This window comes from Paraliobacillus sp. X-1268, assembly GCF_003426095.1.
GTDB lineage: Bacteria > Bacillota > Bacilli > Bacillales > Amphibacillaceae > Paraliobacillus_A > Paraliobacillus_A zengyii.
Window position 1 is genome coordinate 400,199 of sequence record NZ_QJSK01000001.1, and the last position, 17,858, is coordinate 418,056.

Here is a 17,858-nt window from a genome sequence, read left to right on the forward strand (position 1 = left end):
TATTATTTCTACTTCTTTTCAATCATTCCTGCTAAATCATCTAAAATTCTTTCAACTATTTTTAATTGCTCATCAGGAGTGATCTGATACCAATGTACATCCATCTTATTTTTAAACCATGTATATTGGCGTTTTGCGTATCTTCTTGAATTTTGTTTTAATAGCATGATTACTTCTTCTAAAGATTGTTCCCTTTTAAAGTATGGAATAAACTCCTTATATCCAATTGCCTGCATTGCTTGGACCTTTTCTAATCCTTTCGTATAGAAATATTCTACCTCGTCTAGTAATCCTTTTTCTATCATGAGATCAACTCGTTGGTTGATTCGATTATACAATATTTCCCGGTCCATTTCCAATCCAATTAAAATAGGATTGTACGGTGATGATTCACTTTGGTTTGCATGGTGTTCCGTCATGGTTATTCCTGTTCGATCAAACACTTCAAGCGCACGAATTACTCTTCTTACGTTGTTCGGGTGAATCTTCTCTGCTTGCGCGGGGTCTATGGCTTGCAATCTTTGATAGACTGAAGTCATGCCTTGTACTTCTATTTCTTCTTCTATTCTTTCATGAAACGTGTCATCTCTTTTTTCGTCTGTAAATTGATAGTCATATAAGGCAGCTTTTATGTATAACCCTGTACCGCCGACGATAATCGGAAGTTTTCCTCGCTCTTTAATTTCTTCAATATGTCGCTTTACTTCATTTTGAAAATCTGCAACAGAAAAGTCTTCGTTTGGTGATTTAATATCTAACATATGGTGCTTAATTCCTTGTTGTTCTTCTTCGGTTACTTTAGCAGTGCCAATATCCATCCCTTTATAGATTTGCATGGAATCACCACTAATGATCTCTCCATCAAATTTTTTCGCAATTTCTATACTAAGGTTAGTTTTCCCAACCGCTGTGGGACCAACAATAGCAATTACAATTTGTTTCATCGGTATTCCCCTTATCATCGCTTTCCATTCTTCTTGGACTAATTATACATTAAAATAAATAAAAAAAAAGGCTCATGAATCTTCCATCATGATAGCCCCTCATTCATTATAGTTTTTGGTGTGCTTTTAGCATCCAAATATATTTTTCTAACTTTGCTTGTAAGCCAATTAAGAGATCCTCAGTCGGTTTATCTGGATAATCTCTCGCTTTTGGTAAAGCATTTTCGTTTATTTCATCGCAAATTTGCTGATAGTCTTCTATCAGTTGTCTCATTGTTTCTGATGGTTCATCATCAGCTTGTGCTTCTTTCAGACTCGTTGTTTGCAAATACTTTTCCATTATTGCAAACGGCCTGCCACCAATCGCTAATATACGTTCTGCAATTTGATCAAAATCGGTAGCTAATTCCTTATAATGCTCCTCAAAAATAGCATGTAATGTGAAAAACTGACTTCCTTGGATATACCAATGATACCGATGAAGTTTTACATAAAGTACTGCAACGTTGGATAACTCAAGATTTAAATAGTGAATCAAGTCTTTATTTTCTTGCATATTGGCACCTAACCTTTTTACTTTTACTTCTAGTCTTTAACTAGGTGCCTCTTTTATACAAGTATTTTACATTACTCGTTTAAACATCTTCTCCATCTCGTATCCCGTGAAATGAATAATAATAGGTCGACCATGCGGACATGTAAATGGATCAGTTGATTTTCTAAGATCTTGTAATAGCTGAAACATATCGTCTTTATTTAAATAATGGTTTGCTTTGATCGACCGTTTACAAGACATTAAGATAGCAGCATCCTCACGTAACTTAGCAATATCCACTTTCTCTTCTTCTATTACTTGTTCAACTATATCACGAATAACCTCTTCCTCGAATCCTTGTGGAAACCATTGCGGATGAGCCCGAACGATATATGTTTGTTGACCAAAGTGTTCAAAAAATAAACCGACCTTTTTTAATTCTTCTTGATGTTGTTCTATTAATAAAGCCTCTTGTTTAGAAAAGTCGAACGTTAACGGTAACAAAAGTTCTTGTAGTTCATTTGGAACATCACCAATTTTATCACGAAAATATTCATATTTAATTCGTTCTTGCGCAGCATGCTGATCAATCATATATAAGCCTTCTTCATTCTCTGCCATAATATACGTACCATGATGTTGTCCAATTGGATACATCACAGGAATTCGATCCGATTTCACTTCTTGAGCTGATATATTATTTTCATGTGTATCATTAACCTCTTCTGCTACTCGGGGAATAGCTTCCAAATCATATGTTGCCATCGATTCTAACGCGGCTGCTTGTGCTGGCTCAAACGTATCCTGATCATCACGAGGAGGTGTATATGATTTTGGGTAATGATTTTGTTCCAAATCAGCTCTCTTGTTATAATCAAATGCAAAAGTGTGCTGTGTACTTTTGACTTTCTCAGATTTTGGCTCTTCCTGTTTGTTATCAGGAATAAGCGTTTCTTTACGAAAAGCTTTGCGAATAGTTTCTTCCACTGCGTAAAACAAATCCTTTTCTTTACTAAAACGAACTTCTAATTTAGCAGGATGTACATTCACATCTACCAAGATTGGATCCATTTCAATTTTCAATATAACAATCGGGCTACGACCAATTGGCAATAACGTATGATAGCCGCTTGCTATCGCTTTATTTAACGGAATGCTACGAATATAACGTCCATTAATAATCGTTGAAATATAACTTCGTGATGCACGTGTTACTTCTGGTTTTGCAATGTAGCCTGTAATTGAAAAATCTAACGTTTCTATAGATACTGGAAGCATTTTCTTTGCCACATTAATTCCATAAACCTGTGAAATGACCTGAATGACATCTCCCCGACCTGTTGTTTGGAAAATATTTTTCCCATTATGGTACAGTTCAAATCGAATCGTCGGATTAGAAAGCGCTATTCGATTGACAACATCCGTAATATGACCAAGTTCCGTATGGATTGTCTTCATGTACTTCAACCTGGCTGGTGTGTTAAAAAATAATGCATCTATGGTCATTTCAGTTCCTTGTCTGGCATCCCCTTTATTTCGTTCAACAATCTTACCACCATCAAGTTTTAAGACTGTACCCGCTTCACCACCAGTTGAAGTCTTTAGTGTAAGTTTACTAACCGCTGCAATAGAAGCAAGTGCCTCACCTCTAAATCCTAATGTTTTGACATGAAATAAGTCATTTTCACTACGAATTTTACTTGTTGCATGACGTGCAAAGGAATGTTCAGCATCTTCTGGATCCATGCCCTCTCCATTATCGGTTATTTTAATTTGCTGGAGTCCAGCTTCTTCCACTTCAATCTTAATCGATGTACTATTTGCATCAATACTATTTTCTAGTAATTCTTTTACAACAGATGCTGGACGTTCTACTACCTCTCCAGCTGCGATCTTATTAGCAAGTCCATCTGGCATCGGTAATATCTTCACCATTACTCCTCCTCGTTCGCTAGGCGTTGTAAGCGATATAACTCATTCATTGCTTGCATTGGGGTCATTTCCATTATATTAATCTTTTTAAGTGACTTTTGTAGTGCTTTATCAGCTTTTGATTTTGTTACTGTTTGACTACTTGCCTTTTGTTCCGCAACAAAAAAACTTAACTGTGCATCATCCGCAGCTTCCTTCTGTTTACCCTTTACATCTGTTGTCTCTAGTTGTTCTAGGATAACTGTAGCACGGTCAATCAGTTGATCTGGTAAGGCTGCTAACTTGGCTACGTGAATACCATAACTCTTATCAGCTGCGCCATCTTGAATTTGATGTAAGAAAACAACTTTCCCCTCAAATTCTTCGGCCCTAACATGCACATTTTTCAATTGTTCTAGTGTTTCCTCTAATGTTGTCAATTCGTGATAATGGGTAGAGAATAATGTCTTGGCACCTACATGATCATGTACATATTCAATAATTGCTTGTGCGAGTGCCATTCCATCATAAGTACTTGTCCCACGACCAATCTCATCTAATAAAATTAAACTGTTTTCTGTTGCATTTGTGATCGCATGTTTTGCTTCAAGCATTTCGACCATAAATGTACTTTGACCGGCAACTAAGTCATCAGCTGCACCTATTCGAGTAAATATCTTATCAAATATTGGGAGTGATGCATTTTCACATGGTACAAAACAACCAATTTGGGCCATGATCGTAATTAGGGCTAATTGGCGCATATACGTACTTTTACCAGACATATTTGGCCCAGTAATTAATAAAATGTCTGTCACATCTTTCATATCAACATCGTTCGGCACATACATATCATCTTTCATTACTTTTTCAACAACTGGATGGCGTCCTTTTTCGATATTAATTTGACGATCTTCATTAAAAGTTGGACGATGATAATCATTTAGTTCACTTACTGTAGCAAATCCTTGTAAAACATCAATTTCACTTATTTTGTCAGCTAGTGTTTGTAGTTGTGGAATAAATGTTTTTACTTGCTCGCGAAGTTCAGTGAATAATTGATGTTCTAGATCAACACTTTTCTCTTCTGCTTCTAAAATTAACGTTTCTTTTTCTTTTAATTCTGGTGTAATATAACGCTCCGCATTCGTTAACGTTTGCTTACGCTCATATTTCCCTTCAGGTAATAGGTGCAAGTTCGCTTTTGTCACTTCAATATAATAACCAAAGACACGATTATAGCCGATCTTCAAGGATTTTATATTCGTTGCTTTCTTTTCTTTTTGTTCAAGCTCAGCTATCCATTGCTTGCCGTTTTTTGAAGCATAACGGTATTGGTCAAGTTGCTCATGATAGCCGTCTTTAATAACGCCACCTTCTTTAATCGTCATTGGTGGGTCTAACACAATACTACTTTCAAGTAGATCATAAAGCGCATCTATCGTGTTTACACCATTTCCTAATGCTTGTACTTCTTTGTTCTCAAATTGATCTAAAATAGCTTTTAAATCTGGAACTTTCCCTAATGAAAGTTTGAGTTGTTGAAGATCACGACCATTTACATTCCCAAAAGCAACTCGTCCACATAAGCGTTCCATATCATAGATTGATTCTAATGTGTCTCGTAGTGCCTCTCGTTCTAAAAATTGTGCGATTAATCCTTCAACTAAATGATAACGATGTTCAAGTAAAGACTTTTGCAACAATGGACGTTCTAACCATTTTTTTAATTTACGTGCTCCCATTGCTGTTACAGTTTTATCTAATACCCATAACAGGCTACCTTGTTTTCCTTTACGCATGATTGTTTCGGTCAATTCTAAATTACGTTTTGAATACATATCTAATGTCATATATTGTTTTAATTCAATTAGTTGAACAGGTTTAAGGTGGTCCAACGATCGTTGTTGGGTTGATTGAATATAACAAAGCATTCGACCAAAGGCCACTTTTAATCGTTCATCCGCTAATTCCTTTACTAGTGGAGTGAAAGAGCTATCAATTGTTGTTGATTCAGCAAATGATAACGTAACGAGTAAGCGCTCTGTTAAATCATTTTGATAACGTTTCTCTAATTCCTTTGAAATAACTACTTCTTTAATCGGTCTATTGAAAAGTTCACTCATCAATTGATCCCAACCAGTGTCAATTAAAGCAACACTATTTTCACCAGTTGACAAATCATTGTAAGTAATCACAAATGTATCTGTATCAAACTGACTAATACTAGCCAAATAATTGTTTTCCTTTTCATTTAACATATTACCTTCCATAATCGTTCCTGGTGTAATAAGCTGGACAACTTCACGTTTGACTACGCCTTTAGCTACCTTTGGATCTTCCACTTGCTCACAGATTGCTATTTTATAACCTTTTTCTACTAAATTTTTAATATAATTAGCGGCTGCATGATATGGAATACCGCACATCGGAATCCGGTCTTCTCCACCACCATCTCTGCTTGTTAATGTTATCTCTAATTCTTTAGAAGCTTTAAGTGCATCATCAAAAAACATTTCATAAAAATCCCCAAGTCGGAAGAATAGGAAACTATCTTTATAGTCTGCTTTTACCTTTAAATATTGCTGTATCATTGGCGTGAATTCTGCCATCTTTATATCCCCCACACGTACAAAATTTCATTCTTATATTATAGCATATCTATGAATGATTTTTGTACTTGTAACATATACAATACAGAAAAAGAGCGTGATTGTTGCATCACGCTCTTCAGACAGTTTATTTTTCATTTGTTAGAAAATCAGGATCAAGACTTTCAAATTCATCGTCTCTTAATTCAATATCCCAATCTTCATCATCTGCCACAATTCCACTTGGATCAACTTTAACAGTCACTTTTGTATCGCCAATTACTTCGACTAAAAATTCGCGCTCAACTTCTGCTACGATTTTGTGGTCGTGGCTTGCAATCGTGCATTCCAAGCAGTTTGGTTGTTGTAATACTTTAGCAAAAACTTCTGCTTTGTCGCCTAATGTCTGTTTATCTTTTACAGATAATTTAATGACATCAGAGTACACGACACGTTCTGTTACAACCTCTGTTTTAGTGTTATCGTTATAAGAATACCAAACGTTTACATCATAACTACCACTTACCTCTACCAAGCCATCTCCTTTTTTCTTGGCATTGTATAAATGATTGATGATCCAACAACCTAAAATACTAGACGGCTTATGCGTTGGTGTAATTGTGTTGGTATCTTGAACGAATTTACGCCCTTTTCCGATAACAGCCCTTGTGATGATCTCGCGGTATTCTTGATCAAGGAAAGACATAAATATATAACCTCCTCTTTATTCATTGTCAGTTTATGCAGGACATCTACCTAAAGTGCATATGATACACTTGCCCTTTTTTAAATAAGGCGATCTGCATGCGTTTCTAATTCATCGTATGCATTTGCCTATAAAACGGTACAAATGATTTCTAATATTTTTTAAAAAGTGCTATTCAATGACGTAATTAGTTGTTATAAACAAAACTCTCCATAAACACAAAAAAATGACTAACATGTCGTTAAACACACTGTTAGCCATTTCTATTTGTTTTACTTATCTGTAAAAGAGGATGCATCTTTCATTTCTTTTGTAACTTCATCTGTGATTGTTTCTGTTACCACTTGCAAAATGTCATTAATCATTACTTGCGATTCCCTGAATTCCTGCACGATTGGAATCTCATCAATTTCTTCTTGGAGAAGGTCGATTTCTTTCTCCACTTTTTTTAGTGCTTCTGTCTTGCCATATGCTTGAAAGTTTACCGCTTGTTTTTGTAAAGCTTTCATTTGGTTAATTAGTTTTTTTATTTTTTGATTATTATTTAATCGTTCTTCAACTTGTTTGAAACGGTCTACTTCTTCAATATTTGCAATTTGTGCAGCTAGCTCATCAGCTTTTGAAATGACATCTTCTTTAGAATATGCCATATTAATATACCTCAACTGGTTGCTCGGCTAGTTCACCATTAAGTGACCATGTTCTCGCTTCGATAATTTTTACATCAACTATTTTACCAATTGTTGATTTTGGAGCTTTAAAATTAACAAGTTTATTTCTTTCTGTATAACCTGAAAGTACATCTGGATTCTTTTTACTTTCACCTTCAACTAATACTTTAACCGTTTCTCCTTCGTATTTTAACATCGCATTTTTCGCTTGTTCATTAATTAATGCGTTTAAACGCTGGAGACGTTCCTTCTTCACTTCCATTGGAATATTATCTTCCCATTTGGCAGCTGGTGTACCTTCTCTTGGAGAGTAGATAAATGTATATGCACCATCAAAACCAACTTCACGTACTAGTGTCATTGTTTCTTCAAACTGCTCATCTGTTTCATTAGGGAAACCAACAATAATATCTGTTGTAAGTGTAGCATTTGGCATTGCCTTGCGAATTTTATTAACTAGTTCTAAATAGCTTTCTCGTGTATAACGACGCGCCATTACGCGTAATACTTCTGAGCTACCTGACTGAACCGGTAAATGAATATGGTCTAGAAGATTTCCACCTTGTGCAAGTACTTCAATTAAACGATCATCAAAATCACGCGGATGTGAAGTTGTAAAGCGTACACGCGGTATATCAATTTTACTAATCTCATTCATTAGTTCACCTAAACCATAGTCAATATCTAAATCTTTTCCATACGCATTGACATTTTGACCAAGTAACGTAATTTCTTTATAACCTTGTGCAGCCAGTTGACGTACTTCATGGATAATATCTTTTGGCATACGACTTCGTTCTTTTCCACGTGTGTATGGAACGATACAATATGTACAGAACTTATCACAGCCATACATAATATTTACCCATCCTTTGATTTTCCCTTTACGTACTTTAGGTAAGTTCTCAATGATATCGCCTTCTTTTGACCAAACTTCTAAGACCATTTCTTTGCTAAAGATCGCTTCTTTTAATAACTCTGGTAAGCGATGAATATTATGTGTACCAAAAATCATATCAATAAACGGATGTACCTTAAGTATTTTGTTTACTACTGATTCTTCTTGTGACATACAGCCACACACACCAACAATTAAATCAGGTTTTTCCAATTTAAGTGGTTTCAAATGTCCGATTTCACCAAATACTTTATTTTCAGCATTTTCACGAATTGCACATGTATTTAGTAAAATAATATCTGCATCATTTGTATTATCTGTTGATTCATACCCCATGTCCGTTAATAACCCAGCCATTACTTCCGTATCGTGCTCATTCATTTGACAACCATACGTGCGAATCAAAAATTTCTTTCCTTGCCCAATATTTTTCATTTCATGAGAAATTGAATAATCATAATGTATTTGAACGTCTTCACGTCTTCTTTTTTTAGCTTGCTTTAAATTAGGTGGTTCATAAGTCGCTTGAAAATATTTACCAATTAATTCATCAGAGTCCATGTTTTTGAGTCTATCTAAGTTAGAATCCAGTCCAGATTTTACGTCTGTTGAATCTACTTGTTTAATTTGATTTGTTTCTTTTCGCTGTTGCTCATTCATTTCAATGTAAAACTCCTTTCAAAGTTGACTAGTAAAATACCTAGTTCAAGTCGATTCATACCAATCAATCCAATTGTACTATTATAGCAAGAATTCTGAGTAAAAACAAAACTTTTTCAGCTATTCTTTTACTCTTGGAAATTTATTGATGAAGTTTTGATATGTTATTTTTATAAACTGATCAGTAGATAATTGTGCTCTCAAAGCATTCTGAAACTCCTGATAACCAGTAATATCTTCCAAACCATTAATATAAGTTTCTATTCCATCAAAATCAGAACCGAAGCCCAAACAATCTTCTGCACCTTGTTCTACATAATATAAGATATGTTCGATTACATGTTCGTAGCTAACAGGTTCTTTTCTCCGTGTGAAATATGGAACAAATGTAACGCCGATCCAGCCCTTTTTCTTTATTAATAATTGAATTTGCTTATCATCCAGATTTCTCCTATGATCACATAGTTGTGAAACATTAGAATGAGATGCCATCACATAGTCAGCACGTTTGATAACGTCAAAAAATCCTTGATAAGAAATATGTGAAACATCGGTCCAAATTTGTTCTTCATTCAATATATTAATCACTTGTTCACCAAAACTACTTAAACCTGCTCCACGTTTTTCCCCAATTCCATCACTAACAGCATTTGCTTCATTCCAAGTCAAACCTACCGCTCGAACACCTAATCGAATTAATGTTTTCAATTTATTCAAGTCACGCCCGATAACTTGACAACCTTCAAGTGTCAAGATCGCACCACGTTCATTCGGTTTTAACGTTTGTAAATCTTGTTTATTTGATATAAATTTTATATCGTCATATGGTTGAATGATTTTTTCAAAGAAAATTGTAATCATTTCTAATGCAACTTGAAATTGTATATCATCTGGAACTTCTGGTGGAACAAAAATCGCAAAACATTGTACCTTAACCGGACTTTCCTTCCATTTTCTCTCATTTATTTGTAATTTATCGCTTGATTTAAATGATATGTCTTCTTCCCAAAGCTTCAACAACACATCACAATGCGCATCAATAATCATAAATCTTCACTCTTTTCTTTTGAAAAATTAATGGTTAACAAAAAAATCCTGTTTGCGCGGAATGCAAACAGGTTGTCTTTGTATTACCTAGGTTCTACGATCAGCTTAATTGCTGTTCGTTCCTCATTATCAATCATAATATCGGTAAAAGCCGGAATACAAATTAGATCAACACCACTGGGTGCAACGAACCCTCTTGCGATTGCTACTGCTTTAACGCCTTGATTTATTGCACCGGCGCCAATTGCCTGAAGCTCTGCTGTACCGCGTTCTCTTAGAACATTCGCAAGTGCTCCTGCTACTGAATTAGGATTTGATTTTGCTGAAACTTTTAATACGTCCATTCCTGCTACCTCCTTCATTAACTATAGTAGTTCCACTTTTACTATATTCTTGGAGATGATAGTTATTACTTTTATTATGAACTGTATTCCAAATAAATCAACTATTAAGAAAAGAATGGATGATCATCATTAATTAAAATTCGTTTGATATTCTTTGCTTTTCCTGTTTTGTCATCAATATCAATGATGACACCATTTAGTTGATCTTTACCTTCATCTGTTACTTCAAAACGAACGGGCAAGCTTGTTAAGAACCGTTTCATTACAGCTTCCCGATCTGTACCTAAAATACCGTTATATGGCCCTGTCATACCTACATCAGTGATATAGGCAGTTCCACTATCTAAAATACGTTCATCGGCTGTCTGTGTGTGTGTATGCGTCCCTACGACAGCGCTAACACGTCCATCTAAATACCACGCCATAGCTTGCTTTTCACTTGTTGCTTCTGCATGGAAATCAACAAAAATAATATTCGTATGTTTTCTTGCTTCATCGACAAGTTCATCTGCTTTTCGAAACGGATCATCAATTGGGTCTAAAAATGTTCTACCTTGTAAATTAATGACAGCAATCTTAATTCCGTTCCAATTAATATATTGCATGCCCTGTCCAGGAGTCCCTTCCGGAAAGTTGGCTGGTCGAATCATATACTTTGCACTGTCAATAAATTCAAATATTTCTTTCTTATTCCATGTATGATTGCCCATTGTAATAATTTGAGCGCCCCACTCTAAGAATTGCTTATATATTTTTTCCGTTATTCCTTTTCCAGCTGCAGCATTTTCTCCATTTACAATTGTAAGTTGTGGTTGATATTTTTGTTTTAGTTTTGGTAAGTAATGTTGCAATTGATTTCTTCCAGGTGAGCCTACTACATCACCAATAAATAATATTTTCATTATAAGTTGAACCTTCCTCGCTCTTAAATTACATTTAGTGTCACATATCCATAATAAAAAGTCAAAACATAGAAATACTAGAATCATATTCATTTTCTTAATAAACTACGACATAACATACCCGCTTAAAGTGACAAAAGTGTATCTAAAAAAATAAAGCGACCAATGGTCGCTTTATTTTGCATATTCTACTGCTCTTGTTTCTCGAATTACGGTTACTTTTATGTGTCCTGGATAATTGAGTTCATTCTCTATACGTTTACGAATCTCTCTCGCAATGCGCAATGATTCTAAATCATCAATTTCATCAGGCTTCACCATGATTCTCACTTCTCGCCCTGCTTGAATAGCAAACGATTTTTCTACCCCAGCATAAGATTCTGAAATCTCTTCTAGTTTTTCTAAGCGCTTAATGTAATTCTCTAATGTTTCGCTACGTGCACCAGGTCTAGCGGCAGATAAAGAATCTGCTGCAGCTACAAGTACTGAAATAACAGAAGTTGCTTCTTCATCACCATGGTGAGAAGCAATTGAATTAATAACAACTTCATTTTCTTTATATTTCATAGCTAATTCTTTACCTATTTCTACGTGGCTTCCTTCAACTTCATGGTCAATCGCTTTTCCGATATCATGAAGTAGACCAGCTCTTTTTGCAAGTGTTACATCTTCTCCAAGTTCCGCAGCAAGCAGACCAGAAAGGTGCGCCACTTCCATAGAGTGTTTCAATACATTCTGACCATAACTCGTACGATATTTCAATCTACCAATAATTTTAACTAAATCAGGGTGTAGACCATGTACGCCAACTTCAAAAGTAGATTGTTCGCCAACTTCGCGAATATATTCATCTACCTCACGTCTTGATTTATCAACCATTTCTTCAATACGTGCTGGGTGAATACGCCCATCTTGTACTAGTTTTTCTAAAGCAATTCGTGCCGTTTCTCTTCTAATTGGATCAAAACCAGATAAAATAACAGCCTCAGGTGTGTCATCTATAATTAAATCAATACCAGTTAATGTTTCAAGTGTACGAATATTACGTCCTTCACGTCCTATTATTCGACCTTTCATTTCATCATTTGGAAGATTAACAACAGACACAGTTGTTTCAGCCACATGATCTGCCGCACAACGTTGCATAGCGAGTGATAATATCTCTTTTGCTTTTTTATCCGATTCCTCTTTGACACGATTCTCAGATTCTTTAATCATGACCGCTGATTCATGACTTAGCTCTTTTTCTACTCGTTCTAGAATAACTTGTCTAGCCTGATCAGTTGTATAACCAGAAATTCTTTCAAGTTCTGTTTGTTGCTCGCTTAACATAGCTCCCACTTTGCTTTCCATTACTTCAATTTGTTGTTGTTTTTCTGCTAGCGAACTTTCTTTTCTCTCTAACATGAGTTCACGCTTATCAAGCGTCTCATCTTTTCTGTTCAAATTCTCTTCTTTTTGCATAAGACGATTCTCTTGTTTTTGTAAATCAGCTCTTCTCTCACGAAGATCTTGATCCGCTTGTTGACGAATTTTATGATTTTCATCTTTCGCTTCTAAAAGCGCCTCTTTCTTGGCTACTTCCGCGTTGCGATGTCCTTCTTCAACAATCTGTTTCGCTAATTCTTCTGCACTAGAAATCTTCTTTTCTGCAATAGATTTACGAACAAGATAACCAACAACAATACCGACGATAAGGGTAAGCAAACTGGAGATGACTACTAGTAATATATCCATGAAATCCATGGTTTCACCTCCTCTTGCTATAAATTTGTACAAAACAATTTCAGGTCGGCATGTACAGTTTTACCATTATGAATGCATAATTAATCAAAATGTATAATTGTTTACTAATAAAATTATACATTTTAATTCTAATCTTGCATATATGTATTGTCAAGGAAACGTCATATTCTGACGACAATTTATTATATTGTCGTTAAAGTCAATACCTATTTGGATAAAAATTACACCTTTCTAGACTTATTTATAAAAAAGCTGTTGATAAAACATGACTTCATGTCTCATCAACAGCTTTATAAGTTAAACAAAGCATTAAACTTTATTTTCTTCTTTTTTCTCTTCTTTTTTAGCTTTTTCGTCTTTCTTAGCCTTTTCTTCTTTAACAGGCGCTACTACTTCTTCTACTTTTTCACCTAAACCATAATGATTTCTAGCTTTTTGATAGATTTCATCTGCTAAAGCGCGATTCTCTTTAAGAAATAGTTTCGCATTCTCACGACCTTGTCCAAGACGCTCTTCATTATATGAGTACCATGCACCACTTTTTAGCACGATATCTACTTCTGAAGCCATATCAAGCATTTCACCTTCTCTTGAGATACCTTCTCCATACATGATGTCTACTTCTGCTTGTTTAAACGGAGGAGCAACTTTGTTTTTTACCACCTTTATTCTTGTTCTATTACCAACCATATCATTACCTTGTTTCAATGTTTCAGCACGACGAACATCTAAACGAATCGATGCATAAAACTTCAAGGCACGACCACCTGGTGTTACTTCAGGACTACCGAACATAACGCCAACCTTTTCACGGATTTGGTTAATGAAAATAGCTGTTGTTCTTGATTTGTTAATCGCACCAGATAATTTACGTAATGCTTGAGACATTAAACGAGCTTGTAAACCAACGTGTGCGTCACCCATTTCACCTTCAATTTCAGCCTTTGGTACAAGCGCTGCTACAGAATCAACAACTACCATATCAACAGCGCCACTGCGAACTAGTGCCTCAGCAATTTCTAATGCTTGCTCACCAGTATCAGGTTGTGATAAAAGAAGTTCATCTATGTTAACACCTAAATTTTTAGCGTAAATAGGATCTAACGCATGCTCAGCATCAATAAAAGCAGCTGTTCCGCCTTCTCGTTGTGCTTCAGCTATTGCATGTAAGGAAACAGTTGTTTTACCTGAAGATTCTGGTCCATAAATCTCAATAACTCTTCCTCTTGGGTATCCACCAACACCTAACGCTACATCTAAAGCTAAAGAACCACTTGACACAGTAGCAACTTTTTGTTCCGGACGTTCTCCTAATTTCATAACGGAACCTTTACCAAATTGCTTTTCTATTTGTTTTAACGCCATATCTAAGGCTTGTTTACGATCGCTCACATTATTTCCCCCTCGTCATTTAACTATATCTATCATAACTTGTTTTATGAGATTTAACAAGCAAAAAGCGAATAAATGTTCCCAAAAATTCAGAACTTTTTTATTTCCAATTTTGTTATTTATTTAGTGTGATTTTCAATTTTAAGCTAATTTACCACAGATAAAATCACATTACATCATATTCCACAAAAAATTTAAACTAAAATAATATTAACTGACTAACCACTTATATAATAATTCCATACCTTTTTTTACTGATCTATTTCGAATGGTATTTCTTTCTCCAGGAAAATAGTACGATCTCGTTAGTACTTCTTTACCTTTCTCCACAATACTAATGAACACCGTTCCTACTTCTTTTCCTTCTGAAGGATCTGGTCCAGCTACGCCTGTAAAACTGATACCAATTGATGCATCAAATTTCTCGCGAACACGCATGGCCATCTCATAAGAACATGCTTCACTTACGACGCCCTCTTTCTCTATTACGTGCTCAGGTATGTTTAATACATCTACCTTGGATGACGCGGCATAACTAACAATACTACCTTGAAATACGTCTCCTGCCCCGGGTATTGAAACAAGCGCGTCAGCAAACCGACCACCTGTTAAACTTTCCGCTGCTGCGATCGTTAACTTCTTTTCTAATAATAGACGTAAAACAGTATGATTGATCGTTGTATTATCATAACCATAAAAGTAGTGACCGACTGTAGCCTTTATTTCTGCTTCCGTTTTTTCGATCATTCGATCAGCATTTGATTCCGTATCAGCTTTAGCTGTAATCCGAAGTGCTACCTCACCATCTGTTGCTAAGGGGGCAATTGTTGGATTGTCTTGTTTATCTATTACTTGCTTCACATCTGTTTCTAATTGTGATTCACTAATACCGATAAATTTTAGCATTCTAGATTTAATAATTGTTTTCAAACCTAAATTTTCTTTTAAATATGGTAAAACAAAATTAGTCATCATCGCTTTCATTTCTCTTGGTACACCAGGCATAAATATGAACAGTGCCTTATTATACCTAACAATCATTCCAGGTGCAGTTCCCTCCTGGTTGGGTATAATAACCGCATCTGTAAACACTTGTGCTTGTTTACGGTTATTAACTGACATTTGTTTATTTGTTCTATTGAAATAACCGGAAATTTTTTCGATAATCTCTTCATTTTCTTCAAGCGATTTTCCTGTTAATGCCTGAAAAGCTTCCCGTGTTAAATCATCATCCGTTGGACCAAGACCACCAGTAATTAGAACCAGATCAGACCGGTCAGCCGCAGCTGAAAAAGTCGTCTTAACACGTTCTAAATTATCACCAACCACCTGATGATAAAATACACTAATACCCTTGTCTGCTAGTTGACTAGAAATCCACTGTCCATTCGTATTTGAAATTTGACCTAATAATAGTTCTGTTCCTACTCCTATAATTTCTGCATTGTATGTTTGCATTACTTCGATCCTTTCATTACATGCCAATTTTTAATGAAATAATCAACGCCAGATACTACCGTTAATGCTAAAGCTACATAAAGTAGAATGGAACCAAAAGGAAAACCTATATAAGAAAAAGGAAAGTTATGTAACAATAACACGGAAATAGCTGCCAATTGAAATACCGTTTTTAATTTACCCATTTGCCCTGCTGCTAAAACAAGTCCTTCCCCAGCTGCTACCAAACGCAATCCTGTCACAGCAAACTCACGACTAATAATAATAATAACAATCCACGCCGGAACCATTTCCATTTCTATTAATAAAATAAATGCGGCAGTTACTAATAATTTATCTGCCATAGGGTCTAAAAACTTTCCTAAGTTTGTAATAAGATTATGTTTTCTAGCATAGTAACCATCCACCCAATCTGTAGCGGAAGCCAGAATAAATAGCATTGCTGCAACAAAATCAACAACTGGTAAGATTTGATTACCAATCGTCCAACTTCCCCACTCAAAAGGAACGGTTAATAAAATAATAAATACCGGAATTAGAAAAATACGTGACAATGTAATGCGATTTGGAATGTTCATAATAAAGTAAATCCTCCCTGTTCATATCTAACACAATTATAAACCCTTCCCACCGTTTGATGAAAAGGGTTTGCTTCTACTTATTCTGTATCCTGTTCTACATTAATCCAAACTCTTTGTATTTGAGCTGGACCAATATCTTCTGACAATTCTAATGTGACGCCATTAACCATTATAGATAATTCTGTTGGTTCACCAAAACGCAAATAGATTTGTTCTGTTCCAGATAGATCCAGTTCCAATGGTGATTCTGTTGCTTGGAATGTACTTTCATAAAAGTTTTCACCTGAATCATTTTCAACTTCCAACCAATTCGCTGTATCTGTTTCAAATACTAATTCTAAACTATCCCCCGCATTTGTCAGGGTATAAGTAGATTCGTTATTTGCATACTCAGTTAACTCTAATGTTGTTTCGTCTACCGTTTCTTCATCTTCCGCTTCACTAGCATTTTCGTCCTCTTCCGCATTTTCATCGGTTTCTTCCTCTACTGGCTCCTCTTCTTCTGTTTCAGCAGGTAATTGCACCTCATCCCCACCATTCTGCTCACTTGTTTCATTCTCTGTTGTTGGTGAACTATCTTCTGAAAAGTAATCAGAGGTGAATAACCAAATTACAAAAGCTACACCGATAATTAACAATACAGCAATCACCGTTGGCAATAATGAAAAGACAGCCGGTGTTTTGGTTGATGGTGTGTTTTTTCGACTACGCTGAATACGGGTGTATTCAACTGTATCCTCTTCAGCAGAAGGTAGCTCATGTTTAAACTCAGTCAGTACTTCGTCAGGATTTAAATCAACAGCAGCAGCATATTCCTTTATAAACGCACGAATATAAAAGTTGCCAGGCATGACAGAAAAGTCGCCTTTTTCTATTGCTTTTAAATACCGCGGTTGAATCTTTGTCTTTTTTTGTAAGTCATCTAACGATAAACCCTTCGCTTCTCTTGCTTCCTTTAATTTCAATCCAATTTCCATTTATATAACACCATCCATCTTTATTATCACTAAGTATCTTTATATATTAAATCCACATCTTCTATACACTATCTTCTTATGATAAATGATTTTCAAGATTTATAAAAGGGAATTTTTATATGTTAAACAATTTTTATAATTTCAACCATACAAGAATAAAGACAAATCAGTCAATTTTCAATAAAAAGTCCTTGCTAACAATAGCAAGGACTTTCATTTCTTTCATGTTACATTAACGATCTGTACCTTCACTTTGCACAAGCTTAACCATTGTATTTGCAATAGCATGTTGTTCTTTTTGATCTGCTGCATTCCAAAGTTCTTTGATTACAGCTTCTTGATCATTTTTAGGCTCTACATGATTCGTTAAATAATCACCTATATCATAAGCCAGATCTGAGATGGCGTTCTGGCTTATTCCTTGCCCCTCTGCTTGGTGTAAACGATCACCTAGAAAATCTTTCCATGTTTCAAAATTATCTAGAACTGACATAT

General features: G+C 35.4%; 16 protein-coding genes. All 16 read right to left on the bottom strand.

From position 1 onward, the window contains the following. Positions 1–8 precede the first annotated feature (8 nt). A complete protein-coding gene (gene miaA, locus D2K62_RS02100; protein WP_117160845.1) occupies positions 9–944 on the bottom strand; it encodes a tRNA (adenosine(37)-N6)-dimethylallyltransferase MiaA in 936 nt (311 codons plus the stop codon). A 106-nt stretch (positions 945–1,050) separates the two neighbouring features. Then, complete coding sequence (locus tag D2K62_RS02105; protein ID WP_117160846.1) at positions 1,051–1,500, bottom strand: Dps family protein; 450 nt, start codon at positions 1,498–1,500, stop codon at positions 1,051–1,053. A 66-nt stretch (positions 1,501–1,566) separates the two neighbouring features. Beyond that, on the bottom strand, positions 1,567–3,411 hold the full coding sequence (gene mutL, locus D2K62_RS02110; protein WP_117160847.1) for a DNA mismatch repair endonuclease MutL: 1,845 nt from the start codon (positions 3,409–3,411) through the stop codon (positions 1,567–1,569). 2 nt (positions 3,412–3,413) lie between these two features. Further along, entirely contained in the window at positions 3,414–6,002 is a 2,589-nt protein-coding gene (gene mutS / locus D2K62_RS02115) for a DNA mismatch repair protein MutS (protein WP_112180918.1), read from the bottom strand. A 127-nt stretch (positions 6,003–6,129) separates the two neighbouring features. Beyond that, positions 6,130–6,687, bottom strand: coding sequence for an outer spore coat protein CotE (cotE, locus tag D2K62_RS02120; protein ID WP_117160848.1), 558 nt, complete (start codon positions 6,685–6,687; stop codon positions 6,130–6,132). 272 nt (positions 6,688–6,959) lie between these two features. After that, a complete protein-coding gene (locus D2K62_RS02125) occupies positions 6,960–7,337 on the bottom strand; it encodes a YlbF/YmcA family competence regulator (RefSeq protein WP_112180916.1) in 378 nt (125 codons plus the stop codon). Position 7,338: 1 nt separating this feature from the next. Next, positions 7,339–8,916: a tRNA (N6-isopentenyl adenosine(37)-C2)-methylthiotransferase MiaB gene (gene miaB / locus D2K62_RS02130; RefSeq protein WP_112180915.1), complete on the bottom strand. Its 1,578-nt coding sequence runs from the start codon at positions 8,914–8,916 to the stop codon at positions 7,339–7,341. Positions 8,917–9,036: 120 nt separating this feature from the next. Then, the gene (locus D2K62_RS02135; protein WP_117160849.1) at positions 9,037–9,963 is read right to left on the bottom strand and encodes a dipeptidase; all 927 of its coding nucleotides are present in this window, start codon (positions 9,961–9,963) and stop codon (positions 9,037–9,039) included. A gap of 83 nt (positions 9,964–10,046) precedes the next feature. Further along, positions 10,047–10,307 carry a stage V sporulation protein S gene (locus D2K62_RS02140; protein ID WP_112180913.1) on the bottom strand — a complete coding sequence of 87 codons (261 nt, stop codon included), beginning with the start codon at positions 10,305–10,307 and terminating at the stop codon, positions 10,047–10,049. Positions 10,308–10,411: 104 nt separating this feature from the next. Continuing rightward, positions 10,412–11,209, bottom strand: coding sequence for a TIGR00282 family metallophosphoesterase (locus D2K62_RS02145; protein WP_112180912.1), 798 nt, complete (start codon positions 11,207–11,209; stop codon positions 10,412–10,414). A 174-nt stretch (positions 11,210–11,383) separates the two neighbouring features. Then, positions 11,384–12,946 (bottom strand): ribonuclease Y, encoded by a 1,563-nt coding sequence (rny, locus tag D2K62_RS02150; protein ID WP_198663115.1) that lies wholly within the window; start codon positions 12,944–12,946, stop codon positions 11,384–11,386. Positions 12,947–13,264: 318 nt separating this feature from the next. Then, a complete protein-coding gene (recA, locus tag D2K62_RS02155) occupies positions 13,265–14,347 on the bottom strand; it encodes a recombinase RecA (RefSeq protein ID WP_112180910.1) in 1,083 nt (360 codons plus the stop codon). Between the two features lie 210 nt (positions 14,348–14,557). Continuing rightward, the gene (locus D2K62_RS02160; protein ID WP_112180909.1) at positions 14,558–15,805 is read right to left on the bottom strand and encodes a competence/damage-inducible protein A; all 1,248 of its coding nucleotides are present in this window, start codon (positions 15,803–15,805) and stop codon (positions 14,558–14,560) included. Next, positions 15,805–16,383, bottom strand: coding sequence for a CDP-diacylglycerol--glycerol-3-phosphate 3-phosphatidyltransferase (gene pgsA / locus D2K62_RS02165; RefSeq protein ID WP_112180908.1), 579 nt, complete (start codon positions 16,381–16,383; stop codon positions 15,805–15,807). Before pgsA ends, D2K62_RS02160 begins: the two co-directional genes overlap by 1 nt. Before the next feature lie 80 nt (positions 16,384–16,463). Next, a complete protein-coding gene (locus D2K62_RS02170; protein ID WP_117160850.1) occupies positions 16,464–17,363 on the bottom strand; it encodes a helix-turn-helix domain-containing protein in 900 nt (299 codons plus the stop codon). 232 nt (positions 17,364–17,595) lie between these two features. Then, positions 17,596–17,856, bottom strand: a complete 261-nt coding sequence (locus D2K62_RS02175; RefSeq protein ID WP_112180906.1) for a DUF3243 domain-containing protein — start codon at positions 17,854–17,856, stop codon at positions 17,596–17,598. Positions 17,857–17,858 lie beyond the last annotated feature (2 nt).